Source organism: Agromyces sp. CF514 (assembly GCF_900113185.1).
Lineage (GTDB): Bacteria > Actinomycetota > Actinomycetes > Actinomycetales > Microbacteriaceae > Agromyces.
Map to the genome: position 1 here is coordinate 334,468 of NZ_FOZD01000001.1, position 17,387 is coordinate 351,854.

The following is a 17,387-nucleotide window of genomic DNA, read 5'->3' on the forward strand; positions in this document are numbered from 1 at the left end:
ACCCCCTGTCCCTACGTTCGGAGGCGCGATGAGCCGGCTCGACGAGATCCCCTTCACCACGATGGACGGCGGCACCGCCTCCCTCGCCGACTACGAGGGGCAGGCCGTCATGATCGTGAACGTCGCGTCACGCTGCGGCCTCGCACCCCAGTACGGCAAGCTCGAGGAACTGCAGCGGCAGTACGGAGACCGCGGGTTCACGGTGATCGGATTCCCGAGCAACCAGTTCCTGCAGGAGCTCTCGACCAATGAGGCCGTCAGCGAGTACTGCTCGACGACCTGGGGCATCACGTTCCCGATCGTCGACCGCGTGCGCGTCAACGGCAAGAAGGAGCACCCGCTCTACACCGAGCTGAAGCAGACTCCGGATGCCGACGGCAAGGCCGGCAAGGTCAGCTGGAACTTCGAGAAGTTCCTCGTGGGCGCCGATCGTCGCGTGCAGCGGTTCCGCCCGCGAACCGAACCCGACGCGCCCGAGGTGATCGCCGCGATCGAGGCCGCGCTTCCCGCGGAGGCGCCCGCCCTCGGCGAGCCGGAGCCCGCAGAGGAACGGTGATCGTCCGGCCGGCGACCGTCGCGGACGCTCCCGCGATCGCGAGCGTGCACTGGCGGAGCCACCAGACCACCTACGTCGAACCCGGTCGGGTCGCCCGCGACGTCGTCGAGAACTGGACGATGCGCGATCGAGTGCTCGCATGGACCGCTCACACGGCGATCTCGTCTGGCCTCTACCCGCCGCCAGACGGCTTCCGCGCGATGCGCGTCTGGGTCGCCGAGGTCGACGGCGAGGTCGTGGGCTGGGCGAACACGAGCGGCGGCCGCGATGCCGACGCTCCGCGCGACCTCGAACTCGAGGGCCTCTACGTGCTCGACGAGCACCACGGCACCGGCGTCGGGCAGGGGCTGGTCGACGCCGCGCTCGACGGTCGCCCCGCCTACCTCTGGGTGCTCGACGACAACCCGCGTGCGCAGGCGTTCTACCGGCGCAACGGGTTCGCGCCCGACGGCACCGAGAAGTTCGACGACTACTGGCACGTGCACGAGCTGCGCTACGTGCGCTGACCCCGTGCGCGCTGCGCGGTGCGCCGTGCGGTGCGCGCTGCGCCAGCGGCCCGGGCGGTGCGCCGCGCGTCAGCCGCGCGTCGCACCGCGGAACTCGGGCGTCGTCCACACCTCGGCGAGTCGCACCAGGGTCGCCGCCGCTGCGGCCATCTCCTGCACCGATGCCCACTCGCGCACCGAGTGGAACTCGTGTCCGCCGGTGAAGAGGTTCGGCGTCGGAAGCCCCATCGCGCTCAGCTGCGAGCCGTCGGTGCCGCCGCGGATCGACGTGCGGAGCGGCTCGAGGCCCTCTGCGCGGATCGCCAGCGCCGCGGCATCCGTCACCTGCGGGAACGCGTCGACGTAGGTGCGCATGTTCGGGTACTGCGCGGTGATCTCGACGGTCGCGCGGGCGCGGGGCTCGCGTGCCATGACCTCGTCGACCGTGCGGCGCAGTACCTCGCCGTGCGCGGCCAGCAATTCGTCATCGAAGTCGCGCAGGATCGTGCGGACGACGGCGTGCGACGCCCCGCCCTGCACCTCGTAGACGTGGATGAAGCCGTCGCGGCCCGAGGTGCGCTCGGGCGTGAGGTCGGCAGGCAGTGCCGCCACGACCTCGGCGGCGAGGCGCGCCGCGTTCACGAGCTTGCCGGTCGCGAATCCGGGGTGCACCTCGTGGCCCTCGATCGTGACGATGCCCTCGGTGGCCGAGAAGGTCTCGTCCTGCAGCTCGCCGATCTCGGACCCGTCGACGGTGTACGCGCAGAGCGCGCCGAAGCCCTCGACGTCGAACGAGCGCACGCCCGTGCCGATCTCCTCGTCGGGTGTGAACGCGAGGCGCAGCGTGGGCCGCGGCAGCTCGGGGTTCGCGAGCAGGTGCGCGACGGCGGTCAGGATCGCGGCGACGCCGGCCTTGTCGTCGGCGCCGAGCAGGGTGTCGCCCGAGCTCGTCACGAGGTCGTGGCCGACGTGGTCGCGCAGTTCGACGATCTCGTCGGGATCGAGCACCGTGCCGCCGCGGGGCAGCTCGAGACGGCCGCCGTCGTAGGCGCGATGCACGATCGGCTCGACGCCGTCGCCAGGGGCGTCGGGGCTCGTGTCCATGTGCGCGATGAGGCCGATCACGGGCACCGGCCCGTCAGCCGGCGCGATCGTCGCCGGAACCGTCGCGTACACGAAACCGTGCTCGTCGAGTCGCGCGTCGTCGATGCCGAGGGCGAGCAGGTCGTCGACGAGCACCCGGCCCAGGTCGAACTGGCGGGCGGAGCTCGGCGTCGCGCTGCCGTCGCGGTCGGACTGCGTGCCGACCCGCACGTAACGGTCGAAGCGCTCGAGCAGCTCGGGTGCGAGCGACTCGGCGAGGGGGGACGTGAACGGTGCGGGTGCTGCGGCGGCCATCCCTCCAGCGTGCCACAGGGCCGACCCGAGCACACGGGCGGGAAAGCCCCGAGCGCATCGGCCGCGGGTCCGATCGGGCGCGTCGGGGTAGCGTTGTCGCGACCCCGAGGAGCCCCACCGCATGAAGCCCGGACCCAGGCGCAGCATCAGCCAGGCTGACATCGTCGACGCCGCATTCGAGATCTTCGAGGAGAAGGGCGGCGACGCCGTCTCGATCCGCGGGGTCGCCGCGCGACTCGGCCTGACGCCCACGGCCATGTACACGTACTTCACGTCGAAGAACGCGCTGCAGCGGGCCATGGTCGAGCAGGTGTTCTCGAAGCTCGACCTGGCCGCGGCATCCGACCCGTCCGCGCCGTGGCGCGTGCGCGTGCAGCGCCTCGCCGCCGACCTCCGCGCGCGGTTCGCCGAGCACCCGGGCGCGATCGTGCTCGTGGCGAGCGGGCCGCTCGACGGTCGGCAGGCCCTGAGCTTCGGCGAGACGCTGATCGAGGGCTTCACGGGCGAGGGGATGCCGCTGGCCGACGCCGCGCGGGCAGCGGCCGCCGTGCGCGCCCTCGTGCTCGGCGCCATCACGCTGGATGCCGCGGCGGCCGGCTCCGACACGGACGCCGCCGATGCGCCGGCGCCCCTCTGGACGGAGGCCACGCAGCATCCGCTCACCGAGGCAGCCGAACTGCTCGCCCAGGGCGACGCCTTCGCCTCGAACCTCGATCGCCTGCTCGACGGGTTCGGCATCCGGCCGGCTTCGCCGATCGAGTAGTCGCGGAGAACGGCTGGTCCCGAGACGCTTCGCTCCTCGACCGGCGGGCCCGCCCCGACAAGCGACGAGGCGCCGACCCCGAAGGGCCGACGCCTCGTCGTGGCATCCGCTCGGATCAGCCCTGGGGGGCCGTGATCTTCACGAGTGCGGCGCGGTTGCCGAGCAGCGGCAGCTGCACGTCGACGCCGGTGCCGTAGCCGACGCCCGCGTCACCCGGGTTGCCCGTGCCGAGCACGGTGAACCCGAGGTCGGTGCCGTAGACACCGGTCGCGGGCGTGCCGTCGGGGTTGACGACGCGCGTCGTGTACGGCGCGCCGTCGACCGAGGGAACCACGACCGAACCGTTCGCGTACCGCCAGAACAGCGAGCCGTTGCGGAGCTCCAGTCCCGGCACCCAGCCCTTCTGGTCGCTGAACGACTTGACGGCGGGCAGCGCCGGCACGTCCGTGCAGTACTCGGTGAGGGCCGCGTCGGTGATGCACTCCTTGAAGGGGTACGTCTTCTGCACGCCGAAGGCCGCGTTCGAGGACTGCGCCCTCGACGGCATGTTCTTCAGCGTCGACGGGTCGATCGTCGCCGCGGCGCCCGTGCGTCGCAGCGGGTCGAAGTGGCTGTCGACGATCAACAGCCCGCCCTTGGCTCCGCCGCTCGGCAGGGCCGTGAGGTTCGACTGCACCTGGTTCGAGTCACCGTAGGTGGTGTCGCGGTACCAGACCAGCGCGCCGGGCGCGTTGTACTTGATCTTGTCGACCTTCCAGGCGCCTTCGTCGGTCTGGTAGACCGTGTCGTACGCGTACTTCAGGCCCTCGTCGAAGCCGTCGAAGTTGCGCCACTCGACCAGGTAGTACTGCGCCTGGGTCGAGGTGCCGCTGTCGATGCGCCAACCCGCGCCGGTGGTGCCGGCCCACGAGGCGACCGTCTTGGTCCAGCCGTTCTCGCCGGACTCGACGTCGTCGCTCCACGTGGTGGTGCCGTCGGCGACCAGCGAGAAGTCGTCGGCGAACCAGCCGCGGTCCTGGTAGGCCGCGTCGGTCGCGAGCCGCAGGCGCACGCCGATCGACTGCCCGGCATAGGCTGAGACGTCGATGTAGTCGTGGCGCCAGCCGTCGGACGTGCCGGTGAGGCCGTACTTCTTGCCGCCGAACGTCGCGAGGTTGCCGTTGGGGTCGGGGTACCCGTCGGGCGTGGTGACCTCGCCGCCGCCCTCGGTCAGCACCTTCACGTCGGTCCAGGTGGTGCCGCCGTCGGTCGAGACCTCGACGAAGCCGAAGTCCCAGTCCTCTTCGATGACGTAGTCGTTCCACATCCAGAACTTCGCGTCGGTCGCGCCGGCAGGCACGTCGACGGTGCGAGCGAGGCGGATGTCGCCCCAGTCCTGGTCTGCGCCGGTGTACCACGCGTTCGCGCCGCTGTGCGGCGTCGTCAGCGTGGTCGTCTTATCGGGCAGGTTGATCTTGACGCCGTCCTGGGTGCCCTTGAGCGGACGCGAGTTCTGTCCGACCAGCACCGACTGCGTCTTGTCGCCCGGGTTGACGATCTTCGGGTCGGCCCAGCCGAGCACCCACTTGTCCCAGAGGCCCATGTGGGTCGGCATCGACTGGAAGATCGGGCCGGAGTGCGATCCCGACGACATGAGGTCCCAGAAGTCGATGTCCGAGTCGCCGACACCTGACGTGTCGTAGAGGTCGGGCAGGCCGAGGTCGTGACCGTACTCGTGCGCGAACACGCCGACGCCCGAGTCCTCGGGCTGCACGATGTAGTTCGACAGCTTGAGGTTCGTGCCCGGGATGGCTGCGCCGCCCGCGACAGCGGAGGAGTGCGCCCAGAGGGCGTAGGTGCCCTCGTCGCCGCCGCCGCCGGACTTGTCGGCACCCGCGTGCACCAGCACGACGTGGTCGATCACGCCGTCGGGCTCGTTGTAGTTGCCGTCGCCGTCGCGGTCGCCCTGGTCTTCGATGTCGTAGTCGGCCCACGGGAAGGCCGGCTGCGCCGCTGCGAGCGCGGCGACCGCGTCGACCGGGAGCTGGCCTGCGCCGAGCGGGTTGTCGGGGTGGCCCTGCATGTCCTGGATCGCGCCGGCCTCGTAGACGCCGTCGGCGTTGAGGTGGCAGACGCTCGCGCCGTAGTACGCCTCGGAGTGCGGCACCTTGACCCACGGCGTGGCCGTGCCCGTCACGGTGTACGCGCCCTGCGACATCTCCTCGTACATGGCCTTCATGGTGTAGCCCGAGATGTCGATGCCCTTCTTGCCATCGGGGCCCTTGAGGTCCTTGCGCACGCGCTCGGTGATGCCCTTCTTGGAGAAGAGCATGTCGTTGTAGTGCTTCGGCGAGAAGTCGGGCACCCACATCGAGTTGTTGTCGAGGTTGGCGAGGTTCGCCGGGTTCGGCAGGTTGTTGTGCAGCGGACCGCTCTGCACGTCGCCCGGCTTGCAGTCGCTGGCGCCGAACGAGGTCGGCACCTGCACGCCCGTGAAGTCGTCTGCGGCGTTCTCGTCGAACTCGACGAGGATCGTCAGCAGCTTCGCGGTCTGCGTCTGCTTGGCGGACTTGTACAGGCTCTTCAGCCACTTCGGGCTCTTGCCCGACTTGATCGACTTCGCCTCGAGCTTCGCGAGTCCGGCGGCGGCGACCGGGTTGCCTGACGTGAACTTGCGCTCGAGTGCGTCGGCCTTGACGAGTGCGGCCTGCTGCTCCTGCGCGGTCACCCCCGCGTCGACCGTCTGGTCCACGCCGAACGCGGCCTCGGCGCGCGGCTCGACGTAGTTCATGTAGTACTCGGAGTCGCTGATGATCGGCGGCTCCGCTGGTGCTGCTGATGCGCTCGAACCGACCACTCCCGTTGCCGCCAGCGTGGCGGCCGCGAGAGCGATGACCGGAACGATCGCCACCGCGCGCTTGTTCGCGCGCGTGGAGATTCCAGACATTCTTCTCCCCTCGGTGCGGCCGACGGGGGAATGCCGTCGTCCGCGACGTCGTCCGTCGGTGGGCGGACGTAAGGGGGAATCTATCTGTGGCCTGTTCGGGGGGTAAACCCTCAACCTATGGATTCGCAGAATATTTGCGTTGAAGGGCCTGTGATGTCGATCGTGCGCGCAGGATTGTCATCCTGCGCACGTCTGAGCCGCGAGGGCGCGCGAAATGACGGATGTCGTGGATCGAGCGGATGCTGCGGTGCCGCGCGCCTCGGCGCGCGGGCGATTCCGGGCCGTCCGGTGCGGCCGGAGAACTCCGGGGATACCCTGACGGCATCCACCCGTCGAGGGTGCAGCATGGGCGGCATCTCCCGAAGAAGGGAATCGCGATGTCGATGTTGACGATGGCGGCCGGAGCGGCTGGGCTGGCCCTGATTCTTCCGTTGGGCGGTGCGCCCGTCGAACAGGGCATCACTCGCACTGCATTCTTCGACTCCGAGTGCTTCTCGGTGGATACTCCCGTCGCCGCGGCTGCGACGTTGTGTCTGCAGGAGGAGGATGCCGGGCAGAGTGCGCGATGGGCGCTGACGAACAATACGGAGTGGGTACTGGATCTGTACTCGCCGAATGCCTGGACCGAGACGATCGAGGTCGAGGACTGGCCGTCGCTCACGGACCTGAAGTCGTACTTCACCCGTCTGTGGACCAACGATCGGGACTATTCCGGCCTCCCCGTTCAGCCGGATGAAACCGCATACATGCCCGCCCCCTTGAGCTGGGACGGAACGGTCTACCCGTTCCCGGAGGGCGAGCTCCGATACAACGCCGAGGCGACTGCGGCGATGATCACGCTCGCCAGTGCGCTCACCGCAGCCGACGATGTCGCGACGAAACGATCGAACTTGTACAGGATCGTGAAACGCGCGAAGGCCTGCGCATCCGAGGGCGCCGCAGCGCTGCTCGCGATCGACCAGACCGCTGATGCGTACGATGACGTGCTTGCGAGTCTCGCGACCTACTCGGCTTGCAAGAAGTACTTCAAAGGAGTCGCGAAACAGGCGCAGGTGAAGATCCCGGCGTCGTCGTGGCGGGTGGTCGCGCAGGAGTTCGGCGACAACTTCTTCATTCAGGCGCGGAACGCCGTGATCAAGCTCCTGCAGTTCCGATGACCGACCGGGCGCGGCCGGACCGCGCCCTGGCCGAGGCGTCAGCCGAGCAGGAGCCCGCGCAGCTGGTCGGTCGAGTGCACGACCGCCATCGCGCCGTCGGCCTCGGCGGGAGAGCCGTAGCCCCACTCCACGAGGATCGTCGGCACGCCGTTCGCCGAGGCGCCGAGCGTGTCGAACACGCGGTCGCCGACCATGACCGAGTGCTCGGTGTCGATGCCCACGGCCTGCAGGCGTCGCAGCGCCTCGGCCACGACATCCGCCTTGGTGCTGCGGGTCTCGTCGTCGCTCGCGCCGGCGATGGCCGTGAAGTAGCGGCTGAGGCCGGCATTCTCGAGTACGGCGTTCGCCATGGTCTCGGGCTTCGAGGTCGCGAGGGCGATCGGCACGCCTGCGGTGTGCAGGCGTTCGAGCACGCCCGCGACGCCCGGGAAGACGGGGGAGTGCAGCAGGCGGTTCGCGTAGTCGGCGCGGTAGACCTCGAGGGCGCGCTCGGCGCTCTCGTCGTCGAAGCCGCCCACGAGGCGCAGGCTGTCGAGCAGCGGGGGGCCCACGTAGGCGAGCAGCTCGTCGGCGCTCGGCACCGCGAGTCCAAGCTCGGCGAACATGTGCGCGAGCGAGGCGGTGATGTCGGACGCGGAGTCGACGATGGTGCCGTCGAGGTCGAACAGCACGGCGGCCCAGGTTCGGGTGGGCGCCAAGGCGTTGGTGTGGCTGGGGGAGATCACCGTGACATCCTATGGCCCGTTATTCCGAGTGACACTCAGGTTTCGTTCGGGATGTCGTGAGCCGGCCTCGTGCGGGTGTCGCCCACGGTGCCCGCTCGGTACCCTGACGACGGGGGTGCGGCGACGCACGGGAACGGGGGATGGCCATGTTCATCGGAGGAGTTCGGGCAGGGCGACGCGCGGTCGCAGCCGCCGCTGCGGGGCTCGCCCTCGCGGCATCGTTCGCGCTCGCCGGATGCAGTTCCAGCGGGTCGGGCTCGGATGCCTCGCCGAGCACCACGGCCACCGCAGGGCAGCTGCCGCCGGTCATCGTCGATCTGGCCGACGCCGACGGCACGACCGTCGAGGTCGCGCTCGGCAACTCGATCGACCTCGTGGGCGACGAGGAGCACTACACGGCATGGACGGCCGAGATCGCGGATCCGTCGATCGTCAAGTTCGTGCCCGGCCACGACGACGGGTCGGCGCAGTTCAACCCCGGCCTGACCGCGACGGCGGTCGGCCAGACCGAGGTCTCCCTCTCGAACAGCGAGTCGGGCGACGAGGTCGCGCTCACGGTTGTCGTCACCGAGTAGCACCGCGCCGAGGGCATGCTCGGCGGGCGGACGGATGCCGGTGGCGCGCGTCAGGACGCGCGCGTCAGAACAGCCGCCTCAGAACAGCCGCGAGTCGCTGTCGTCGAGTCCGCGCATCGCATCGTAGTCGAGCACGACGCAGCGGATCCCGCGGTCTTCAGCCAGGGTGCGGGCCTGCGGCTTGATCTCCTGCGCGGCGAACACGCCGCTCACGGGTGCGAGCAGCGGATCGCGGTTCATGAGCTCGAGGTAGCGGGTGAGCTGCTCGACGCCGTCGATGTCGCCGCGACGCTTGAGCTCGACCGCGACCGAGGCGCCCGAGGCATCCGTCGCAAGGATGTCGACCGGGCCGATGGCCGTCATGTACTCGCGGCGCACGAGCCGGTGGCCGTCGCCGAGGAGCTCGATCTGCTCGGCGAGGAGCTTCTGCAGGTGCGCCTCGACGCCGTCCTTCTGCAGGCCGGGGTCGATGCCGAGCTCGTGCGACGAGTCGTGCAGCACCTCGTGGATCGACACGACGAGCTGGTCGGCGGTCTTCTTGTGCGTGACCTTCCAGACCTCGATGACGCCGGCCGCGGACTGCGTCTCGTCGGGCAGCGCCGACTCGAGCGTGCAGGGCGGGCTCATCCAGTTGAGCGGCTTGTAGCTGCCGCCGTCGGAGTGCACGAGCAGCGAGCCGTCGCCCTTCACCATGAGCAGGCGCTGGGCGAGGGGGAGATGGGCCGAGAGCCGCCCCGCGTAGTCGACGGAGCAGCGGGCGATGACGAGACGCACCCGTCGAGTTTAGGCGTCGGATGCCGCGGCCGAGGCGCCGCGGTCCGCTCCCGGCTCATGTCGGAGGCCCTGGATACGCTTCAGGAGCGGTTCCTCGCCCGAGTCGATGGCCGCCCGAAAGGATCGGTGATGATCGAGATCGCACGCGTGACGCGCACCTCCACAGCACCGGGATCCCGCTTCTTCGAGCGGTGGTGCGACCTCCCCTCCCACCCCGAGTGGGCGCCGAGCATGGAGTACTTCGTCCTCGACGGTCCGTTCGCGCTCGGAGCCACCGGCCGCTCGCGCGCGGTCGGAGGGGCAGAGACGCGATTCACGGTCACCCGCGTCGGCCCGGGCTGGTCCTACGCCGATACGACCGACCTCGACGGAGCCTCGCTGACCGTGCTGCACGAGGCGGTCGACGGCGAGCACGGCACCACCGTCACCTTGACGGGGCTGCTCGACGGCGATCCTGCAGCCGTTCCCGGTGAAGCCCTCCGGGTCGCGTTCGAGCGAGACCTCGAATCACTGACCGCACTGCTCGAGTCGGTCTCGCCCGCCTGACGCGGCGTCCCTGGCGTGGTGCGTGCGCCGCCTCAGGTTCAGGCGTCGGATGCCGCGGCCGAGGCCCCGCCCGACGTTCCGGTCGTGTCGGGGTGCTCCTCGACGCCCGTCGCTCCGGGCCTGCCCGACCGCTCGCGCGCCGCGGGCGCCGCGAGTCCGGCCATGACCATGAGCACGAGGATCACGAGCAGGGCGTTCAGCAGCCCGAAGTGCTCCCCGAGGAACCCGATGAACGGCGGGCCCACGAGGAACGCGCAGTAGCCGATGATCGCGACCGCGCTCACGCGGGCGGCGGCCTGGGCGCGATCCGGCACGTCGGCTGCGGCGGACATGCCGACGGGGAAGCCCATCGAGGCGCCGACGCCCCAGAGCACGGTGCCGACGATGACGACCCAGAGCTCGCTGCCGAAGATGAACAGGCTGAGGCCCAGCACGCCGGTGGCGGCGAGCACGCGCAGCGTGAGCACTCGGCCGAAGCGGTCGATCAGCGGGCCGCCGAGCACGCGAGCGGTCGTCATCGAGACGGCGAAGACCGTGAAGACCGCGGCGCCGGCAGCGGGCTCGAGGCCGTGGCCGTCGACCGCCGCGAGCGTGAGCCAGTCGTTCGCCGATCCCTCGGCGAACGCCATGCCGAGCATGATGACGCCGATGAGCAGCAGTTGCACGTCGCCCCAGACCTTGAGGCTGTCGCGGAGGCGCTCGGTCCACGGACGGGCCGGCGCGGCATCCGCTCGCCCGGCTGCGTCGGCCGGGTCGCCGAGCTCGTCGCGGTGCGGCACGAACCGAACGGCCACGACCGCTCCGATCGCGATGAGCGCGGCGATCGCCCCCAGGTGCGCGATGACGGCGACGTCGAGGGCGGCCGCAGCGGCCGCGATGCCGGCACCGGCGACCGTGCCGAACGAGAAGAACGCGTGCATGAGGGGCATGACCGTGCGGCCGATCTCACGCTCGGCCTCGGCGGCCTCGACGTTCATGATGACGTCGACCGCGCCGTTGCCGAAGCCCGCGAAGGCGAGTCCGATCGCGATGAGCGGGATCGACGGCAGCACCGAGCCGCCGATGCCGATGAAGACCAGGCCCAGTGAGACGGCGATGAGCGTGCCGGACATGCCGATGCGGGCGCCGAAGCGCGCCATGAGCGGGGGAGCGGCGATGAGGCCGAGGACCGAGGCGATCGACCCCGAGAGGATCACCAGCCCGACGCCCTGCGTGCTGAGCCCGGTCTCGTCGCGCACCTCGGGCAGGCGCGCGACCCAGCTCGCGAGGCTCAGCCCCGAGAGGAAGAAGATCGCGAAGACGGCGTTTCGCCAGGCGGTCAGGCCGCGTCGGGTCGTGGTCGGTGCGCTCATGGTGCTCGGCTTCGTCGTCGGGGCGGATGCCGCGTGACGGCGTCATCTCGGTGGGAATGGTCGAATCGATTCGACCCGTCTCTGCAAAACCCTATCCGCACGCCATGGCGGTCGCAACACCGCACGTGACGACCGGTCGCTGAGCTGCGTCGGGCGGGCCGTCGGCGGCCGATCGTCCCGAATTCGCGTCGGATGCCGCATGCGGGCCGTGCAAACGAGCGGCCCGACTGCGCGCGGGCGTTCGCCGCGATCACGGCCGAAGCGGCGGATGAATGCTCGGGCGCATCGATGAAACGCGCAATCGGGGTGCGCGAAACGGCCTGTTTCCTGCACTTGCACGCAGTCGGAATCCGTGGGTATGGTCGCCACTGCTAAACGATTAACACTCGGAGCCGATGGCTTCGAACCCCCGTTGCAGCCAGTGTCCAAAGGAGGACCATGCGTCACGCCCCGAAGTCCCGCATCACCGCGTCGCTCGCCGTCTCGGCCGTCGCGGCCATCGCCCTCGCCGGATGCTCCGGCGCGCCGGGTGGAGCCGGCGCCGACGGCGACGTCACGCTCACCTATGCGATCTGGGACCAGAACCAGCAGCCCGCGATGGAGCAGATCGCCGACGCCTTCACCGAGGAGCACCCGAACGTCGACGTCGAGATCCAGCTCACGCCGTACAAGGAGTACTTCACGAAGCTGCAGACCGCCGTCTCGGGCGGCGCTGCGGCCGACGTGTTCTGGATGAACGGGCCGAACTTCCAGCTCTACGCAGGCAACGGCGTGCTCGCGCCGCTCGATGAGGACGGCATCGACCCCGCCGACTACCCCGAGGGCCTCATCGACCTCTACACCTACGACGGCGACCTCTACGGGGCCCCGAAGGACTTCGACACCGTCGCCCTCTGGTACAACACGGACCTCTTCGACGCCGCGGGCGTCGAGTACCCGACCGCCGACTGGACCTGGGACGACCTGAAGGCCGCGGCCGCGAAGCTCTCCGACCCGGCGACGGGCGTCTACGGCATCACCGCGAGCCAGTACGGCCAGGAGAACTACTACAACTCGATCGCGCAGGCCGGCGGCGAGGTCATCTCGGCCGACGGCACGACCACGGGCTACGACAGCCCCGAGGCGCTCGCCGGCATCGAGCTCTGGACCGACCTCATCGCCGACGGCTCGTCGCCGAACGCGCAGCAGATGACCGACACCAACCCCGAGGACTTCTTCCTCTCGGGCAAGTCGGCCATGTTCCAGAACGGCTCGTGGGCCGCGATCGCCTACGCCGACAACCCCGACATCGCCGATTCGGTGAACGTCGCGCCGCTCCCCGCGGGTGCCGAGGGCAACCAGAGCGTGATCCACGGCGTCGCGAACGTCGCGAACGCGAAGAGCGCCCACGTCGACCTCGCCAAGGAGTTCGCCGAGTTCGCCAGCTCGAAGCAGGCCGCCGACATCCAGGCCGACTCCGGCACCGTGATCCCGGCGTTCAACGGCACCCAGCAGGCCTGGGTCGACGCGCTGCCGCAGTTCGACCTGCAGGTCTACATCGACGCGCTCGAGACGGCCGTGCCGTACCCCGTCTCGAAGAACACCTCGGCGTGGACCTCGATCGAGAGCGAAGTGCTCTCGCAGGTCTGGGCCGGCAACCTCTCGCCGAAGGACGGCCTCGCACAGCTCGCCGAGCAGATGCAGGCCGCGCTGGACGCCGAGTCGGAGTGACCCGATGACCGACCTGATCGCGCAGCGCACGGCGGCGCCGATCTCCGAGCTCGACCGGGGGCGGCCCGACGTCGCCCCCGGCGAGCCCGGCCGGGCGGGTCGCGGCCGACGTCGCGGCCCCGCCCAATCCGCCTGGTGGGCGCTGCTGTTCATCGGACCGACGGCCCTCGGACTGCTCGTCTTCTACATCTGGCCGACGATCCGCACGCTGATCCTCTCGTTCACGAAGTCGGGCCCGTTCGGCGGCTCCGAGTTCGTCGGGTTCGAGAACTACGTGCGTCTCCTGCAGGACCCCGAGCTGCTCGGCGCCCTGCGCAACACGGCGGTGTACACGATCATCGCGCTCGTCGGCATCCCGATCGCCGTCGCCATCGCCGCGCTCCTCAACACCGCCGGCCTCCGCGGACGCAGCGTCTACCGCACGCTCTACTTCATCCCCGTCGTCACCATGCCGGCGGCCATCGCGCTCGTCTGGCGCATGATCTACAACGGCGACTACGGCGTCTTCAACGAGATGCTCGGGCTCGTCGGCATCGACGGCAGGTCGTGGCTCACCGACCCGAGCACGGCGCTCGTCGCGATCGCGGTCGTCGGCATCTGGGCCGGCCTCGGCACGAACATCGTGATCTTCCTCGCGGGCCTGCAGGGCATCCCCGACACGATCATGGAGGCCGCCGACCTCGACGGCGCCGGCCCCGTGCGCAAGTTCTTCTCGATCACCATCCCGATGCTCAGCCCGTCGATCTTCTTCGTGAGCGTCATCAGCGTGATCGGCGCGCTGCAGGTGTTCGACCTCGTCTACATGATGCTGGGCCGCAACAACCCGGCCATGCCGAACACCCGCACGATCGTCTACCTGTTCTACGAGGCGGGCTTCCTCGACAACGAGCGCGGGTACGCGGCGGCGATCGCGTTCCTGCTGCTGCTGATCATCCTCGTGCTCACGGTCGTGCAGTTCCGTCTCCAGAAGAAGTGGGTGCACTATGAGTGACCTCGCGCTCGACACCAGGGCGATGACCGCGGCGGATGTCTCGCCCGAGGCATCCGCGGATCGTCGCCGTCCGGTCGGCAGTCGCACGCGCCGCAGCGGCCACTGGCTCGTGCACCTGCTGCTGGCCGCCGGGGCGATCGTGATGGTCTTCCCGTTCGTCTGGCAGACGCTCACCGCGTTCAAGACGTTCCAGGACTCGGTGCAGGTGCCGCCGGTCGTGATCCCCGACCCGTGGGTGTTCACGAACTTCGCCGAGGTCTTCGACTCGATGCCGTTCGGCCAGATGTTCCTCAACTCGGTGCTGCTCACGGCGGGCCGCACGATCGGCCAGGTGGTGCTGTGCACGATGGCGGGCTACGCGTTCGCGCGCATCCCCTTCCGCGGTCGCAACGCGCTGTTCGTGGTCTTCCTCTCGGTGCTCATGGTGCCGTCGCAGCTCTACCTGCTGCCGCAGTACGAGATCATCCAGACGCTCGGGTGGATCAACACGCTCCAGGCGCTCATCGTGCCCGGCCTGTTCAGCGCCTTCGGCACGTTCCTCATGCGGCAGTTCTTCATGTCGATGCCGTCGGAGCTCGAGGAGGCCGCACGTATCGACGGGGCGAACCCGTGGCAGACGTTCTGGCGCATCATGGTGCCGCTCGCCAAGCCGGGCATCATCGCGCTCACGGTCTTCACGGTGCTGTGGTCGTGGAACGACCTGCTCTGGCCGCTCGTCGTGACCACCGACCCCGCGAAGATGCCGCTCTCGGTGGGCCTGTCGCAGCTCGTCGGGCTGCACGGCACTGACTACCCTGTGCTCATGGCGGGCGCCCTGCTCGCGACGCTGCCGATGCTCGTCACGTTCATGATCCTGCAGAAGCAGTTCATCCAGGGCATCGCGTTCTCGGGATCGAAGGGGTGACGGATGACGCATCCAGCTGAGTCCGCCGCGCCGAAGCGGCGCCCCACCCTGCGCATGGTCGCCGACCTCGCGGGCGTCTCGACCGCGACCGTCTCGTACGTCTTCTCGGGTCGCTCGGGATCGAACGGATCGGGCGTCGCCGAGGACACCGCCCGCCGCGTGCTCGCCGCCGCCGAGGAGCTGCACTACCGGCCGAACCGCTCGGCCCGCGCGATGCGCACGGGGCGCACGGGCATGATCCAGCTCTCGCTGCACATGCTGAGCGACCCGTGGTCGCTCGCGGTCGCCGACGCGGTGAACGTCGAGGCGAACCGGCACGGACTGACCACGCTGATCCTCGCCGACGGCGACTGGCACACGGCGCTCGACCGCGTCGAGAGCGACGTCGCCTACCTCGACGGCGCCGGCCACGACGACGTCGCGCGCCGCAAGCTCGCCGATCTCGTCGACCGCGGCCAGCGGCTCGTCGTCTTCTCGGAGCACCTCGAGCCCGACGGCTACGACGTGGTCCGGTCCGACGCGATCCCGGGATGCCACCTGGCGATGGAGCACCTGCTCGAACGGCACACGCAGATCGGATGCCTCGTCTCAGAGGCCGCGGTCACGGGAGCCGCCCACGGCGTCACGAGGTACACCCCGTACCTCGAGGGCCTGCGGGCGCTCGGCATCGAGCCGGACCCCGCGTGGACGGCGACGTTCGGCGACACGCAGGCCAGCGCGTTCCAGGCGGCCGTGCGGCTGCTCTCGGGCGAGCGCCGGCCGACCGCGATCTACGCCTCGACCGACTTCGCGGCGATCGCGGCGATCAACGCGGCGCACATGCTCGGCCTGCGGGTGCCGCACGACGTGGCCGTCGTCGGCATCGGCAACACGCCCGACGCGCAGCTCGTCGCACCGACCCTCACCACCGTCGGCCCGACCGACTTCTACGAGCGCCAGGCCGAGCTCATCATCGGGCGTGCGCTCGAGTCCGAGCGCTCCGCGGGGGAGCTGCACGTGTTCCCGTGGTCGCTGCACCTGGGCGGCTCGACCGACCTCGACGCGCCCGCGCCGCGGCCCGGCACCTGACCGCCCCGCCACCTCGGCACCCCTCCGGCGACACCGCGACCGGCCGCGCTCCGCATCCGGCCGACCGCGGCATCCGTCGCCATCCTCGTCTTCACCACCCTCTAAGGAGCACCACCAGTGGATCTCACCATCGGCATCGTCGGCTTCGGCGCACGCGCGAGCCTCAGGCACGAGGCGCACCGACCCGGAGCGGGCAGCCGCATCACGGCGGTCTGCGACCTCTCGGAGTCGGCACGCGCGGCCGCCTCGACCGAGTACCCCGACGCGCTCGTCACCGACTCGCTCGACGAGCTGCTCGGCTCGGGCATCGACGCCGTCATGGTACTGACGCCCGACGACACGCATGCGCGCATCGCGATCGCCGCCCTCGAGGCGGGCGTCGCCGTGTTCTGCGAGAAGCCGCTCGCGATCGACCTCGCCGACGCCGACGCCGTGCTCGAGACCGCCCGCCGCACGGGCACGCGACTGTACGTCGGGCACAACATGCGCCACATGCCGGTGGTCGTGCTCATGCGACGGCTCATCCTCGAGGGACGCATCGGCGAGGTGAAGGCCGTCTGGTGCCGCCACTTCGTCGGCAACGGCGGCGACTACTACTTCAAGGACTGGCACGCCGACCGGCGCCGCACGACCGGCCTGCTGCTGCAGAAGGGCGCGCACGACCTCGACGTCATCCACTGGCTCGCCGGCGCCTACGCCGACCGCGTCTCGGCGATGGGCTCGCTCAGCGTCTACGGCGGCATCGACGACCGCCGCGACCGATCGGGCGAGCGGATGCCCGACTGGTTCAGCCTCGACAACTGGCCGCCCGCCTCGCTCACCGGGCTGAACCCCGTCGTCGACGTCGAAGACGTGTCGATGGTGAACCTGCACCTGTCGAACGGCGTGCTCGCGAGCTACCAGCAGTGCCACTTCGCGCCCGACTACTGGCGCAACTACACCGTGATCGGCACCGAGGGGCGCATCGAGAACCTCGGCGACACCGCCGGATCGACCGTCGCACTCTGGAACCGCCGCCACCAGGGCGCCGCCGTGCCCGACGAGTCGTTCGCGGTGCCCGAGGTCGCCGACGCCGGGCACGAGGGCGCCGACGAGCTGCTCATCGCGGAGTTCCTGCGGTTCGTGCGCGACGGCGGACTCACCGAGACCTCGCCGATCGCCGCCCGCGAGGCGGTCGCGGCCGGCGTGCTCGCGACCGAGTCGCTCCGCGGCGACGGATCCGCGCTCGCCGTGCCCGCGCTCGCCGACGACCTGGTCGAGTACTTCGAGCGCGGCCAGGTCGAGGCATCCGTCACCATCGAGGAATCCGTCAGCCTCGGTCGCTGACGGGGCGCAGACCCCGCCAGGCCTGAAACACGGCACCCGCGCCGGATACGATGGCTGTGTCATCCGGCGCACCCACCGGACCCTTCGCATGAACCGCCGCACCCAGCGGTTCGTGCGCCAGAACAACGGAG

General features: G+C 70.1%; 16 protein-coding genes. 11 read left to right on the top strand and 5 right to left on the bottom strand.

All coding sequences use genetic code 11. The features are described from left to right. Positions 1-28 precede the first annotated feature (28 nt). Positions 29-556 carry a glutathione peroxidase gene (locus BM342_RS01515; protein WP_092963770.1) on the top strand — a complete coding sequence of 176 codons (528 nt, stop codon included), beginning with the start codon at positions 29-31 and terminating at the stop codon, positions 554-556. After that, a complete protein-coding gene (locus BM342_RS01520) occupies positions 553-1,062 on the top strand; it encodes a GNAT family N-acetyltransferase (RefSeq protein WP_255368450.1) in 510 nt (169 codons plus the stop codon). The genes BM342_RS01515 and BM342_RS01520 overlap by 4 nt, the downstream gene beginning before the upstream one ends. Before the next feature lie 69 nt (positions 1,063-1,131). Here the strand turns inward: BM342_RS01520 and pepT are convergent, their stop codons facing one another. Further along, positions 1,132-2,439 carry a peptidase T gene (gene pepT, locus BM342_RS01525; protein WP_092963771.1) on the bottom strand — a complete coding sequence of 436 codons (1,308 nt, stop codon included), beginning with the start codon at positions 2,437-2,439 and terminating at the stop codon, positions 1,132-1,134. A gap of 121 nt (positions 2,440-2,560) precedes the next feature. Here pepT and BM342_RS01530 point away from each other — a divergent pair, with 121 nt between their 5' ends. After that, positions 2,561-3,202 carry a TetR/AcrR family transcriptional regulator gene (locus BM342_RS01530; RefSeq protein WP_092963772.1) on the top strand — a complete coding sequence of 214 codons (642 nt, stop codon included), beginning with the start codon at positions 2,561-2,563 and terminating at the stop codon, positions 3,200-3,202. A 115-nt stretch (positions 3,203-3,317) separates the two neighbouring features. Here BM342_RS01530 and BM342_RS01535 read toward each other — a convergent pair whose 3' ends face one another. Then, a complete protein-coding gene (locus tag BM342_RS01535; RefSeq protein ID WP_092963773.1) occupies positions 3,318-6,128 on the bottom strand; it encodes an immune inhibitor A domain-containing protein in 2,811 nt (936 codons plus the stop codon). 221 nt (positions 6,129-6,349) lie between these two features. Between BM342_RS01535 and BM342_RS01540 the strand changes: the two genes are divergently transcribed. Beyond that, positions 6,350-7,285 (top strand): hypothetical protein, encoded by a 936-nt coding sequence (locus BM342_RS01540; protein ID WP_143109725.1) that lies wholly within the window; start codon positions 6,350-6,352, stop codon positions 7,283-7,285. Positions 7,286-7,323: 38 nt separating this feature from the next. Here the strand turns inward: BM342_RS01540 and BM342_RS01545 are convergent, their stop codons facing one another. After that, on the bottom strand, positions 7,324-8,010 hold the full coding sequence (locus BM342_RS01545; RefSeq protein ID WP_255368451.1) for an HAD hydrolase-like protein: 687 nt from the start codon (positions 8,008-8,010) through the stop codon (positions 7,324-7,326). 140 nt (positions 8,011-8,150) lie between these two features. On the opposite strand from BM342_RS01545, the gene BM342_RS01550 reads away from it, so the two are divergent. Next, on the top strand, positions 8,151-8,585 hold the full coding sequence (locus tag BM342_RS01550; RefSeq protein WP_092963776.1) for a hypothetical protein: 435 nt from the start codon (positions 8,151-8,153) through the stop codon (positions 8,583-8,585). A 78-nt stretch (positions 8,586-8,663) separates the two neighbouring features. Here the strand turns inward: BM342_RS01550 and nucS are convergent, their stop codons facing one another. Next, a complete protein-coding gene (nucS, locus tag BM342_RS01555) occupies positions 8,664-9,359 on the bottom strand; it encodes an endonuclease NucS (RefSeq protein ID WP_092963777.1) in 696 nt (231 codons plus the stop codon). Positions 9,360-9,488: 129 nt separating this feature from the next. Here nucS and BM342_RS01560 point away from each other — a divergent pair, with 129 nt between their 5' ends. Next, complete coding sequence (locus tag BM342_RS01560) at positions 9,489-9,905, top strand: SRPBCC family protein (protein ID WP_092963778.1); 417 nt, start codon at positions 9,489-9,491, stop codon at positions 9,903-9,905. Between the two features lie 38 nt (positions 9,906-9,943). On the opposite strand, the gene BM342_RS01565 is transcribed toward BM342_RS01560, so the two are convergent. Further along, entirely contained in the window at positions 9,944-11,257 is a 1,314-nt protein-coding gene (locus tag BM342_RS01565; protein ID WP_092963779.1) for an MFS transporter, read from the bottom strand. Positions 11,258-11,695: 438 nt separating this feature from the next. On the opposite strand from BM342_RS01565, the gene BM342_RS01570 reads away from it, so the two are divergent. The 5 genes from BM342_RS01570 (at position 11,696) to BM342_RS01590 (ending at position 17,256) form a co-directional block, all read left to right on the top strand. Further along, a complete protein-coding gene (locus BM342_RS01570; RefSeq protein WP_092963780.1) occupies positions 11,696-12,967 on the top strand; it encodes an ABC transporter substrate-binding protein in 1,272 nt (423 codons plus the stop codon). A 4-nt stretch (positions 12,968-12,971) separates the two neighbouring features. Further along, positions 12,972-13,958 carry a carbohydrate ABC transporter permease gene (locus tag BM342_RS01575; protein ID WP_092963781.1) on the top strand — a complete coding sequence of 329 codons (987 nt, stop codon included), beginning with the start codon at positions 12,972-12,974 and terminating at the stop codon, positions 13,956-13,958. Further along, the gene (locus tag BM342_RS01580) at positions 13,951-14,862 is read left to right on the top strand and encodes a carbohydrate ABC transporter permease (RefSeq protein WP_092963782.1); all 912 of its coding nucleotides are present in this window, start codon (positions 13,951-13,953) and stop codon (positions 14,860-14,862) included. The genes BM342_RS01575 and BM342_RS01580 overlap by 8 nt, the downstream gene beginning before the upstream one ends. A gap of 3 nt (positions 14,863-14,865) precedes the next feature. Beyond that, entirely contained in the window at positions 14,866-15,930 is a 1,065-nt protein-coding gene (locus BM342_RS01585) for a LacI family DNA-binding transcriptional regulator (protein WP_092963783.1), read from the top strand. A 117-nt stretch (positions 15,931-16,047) separates the two neighbouring features. Beyond that, positions 16,048-17,256 (top strand): Gfo/Idh/MocA family protein, encoded by a 1,209-nt coding sequence (locus tag BM342_RS01590; protein ID WP_092963784.1) that lies wholly within the window; start codon positions 16,048-16,050, stop codon positions 17,254-17,256. Positions 17,257-17,387: the final 131 nt, after the last annotated feature.

What these genes read in the sequence shown, in the direction of transcription:
- BM342_RS01515 (WP_092963770.1), top strand. Translation starts at nt 29, where the DNA reads ATGAGCCGGCTCGACGAGATCCCCTTCACCACGATGGACGGCGGCACC.
- pepT (WP_092963771.1), bottom strand. Translation starts at nt 2,439, where the DNA reads ATGGCCGCCGCAGCACCCGCACCGTTCACGTCCCCCCTCGCCGAGTCG.
- BM342_RS01530 (WP_092963772.1), top strand. Translation starts at nt 2,561, where the DNA reads ATGAAGCCCGGACCCAGGCGCAGCATCAGCCAGGCTGACATCGTCGAC.
- BM342_RS01535 (WP_092963773.1), bottom strand. Translation starts at nt 6,128, where the DNA reads ATGTCTGGAATCTCCACGCGCGCGAACAAGCGCGCGGTGGCGATCGTT.
- BM342_RS01540 (WP_143109725.1), top strand. Translation starts at nt 6,350, where the DNA reads ATGTCGTGGATCGAGCGGATGCTGCGGTGCCGCGCGCCTCGGCGCGCG.
- BM342_RS01550 (WP_092963776.1), top strand. Translation starts at nt 8,151, where the DNA reads ATGGCCATGTTCATCGGAGGAGTTCGGGCAGGGCGACGCGCGGTCGCA.
- BM342_RS01560 (WP_092963778.1), top strand. Translation starts at nt 9,489, where the DNA reads ATGATCGAGATCGCACGCGTGACGCGCACCTCCACAGCACCGGGATCC.
- BM342_RS01565 (WP_092963779.1), bottom strand. Translation starts at nt 11,257, where the DNA reads ATGAGCGCACCGACCACGACCCGACGCGGCCTGACCGCCTGGCGAAAC.
- BM342_RS01570 (WP_092963780.1), top strand. Translation starts at nt 11,696, where the DNA reads ATGCGTCACGCCCCGAAGTCCCGCATCACCGCGTCGCTCGCCGTCTCG.
- BM342_RS01575 (WP_092963781.1), top strand. Translation starts at nt 12,972, where the DNA reads ATGACCGACCTGATCGCGCAGCGCACGGCGGCGCCGATCTCCGAGCTC.
- BM342_RS01580 (WP_092963782.1), top strand. Translation starts at nt 13,951, where the DNA reads ATGAGTGACCTCGCGCTCGACACCAGGGCGATGACCGCGGCGGATGTC.
- BM342_RS01585 (WP_092963783.1), top strand. Translation starts at nt 14,866, where the DNA reads ATGACGCATCCAGCTGAGTCCGCCGCGCCGAAGCGGCGCCCCACCCTG.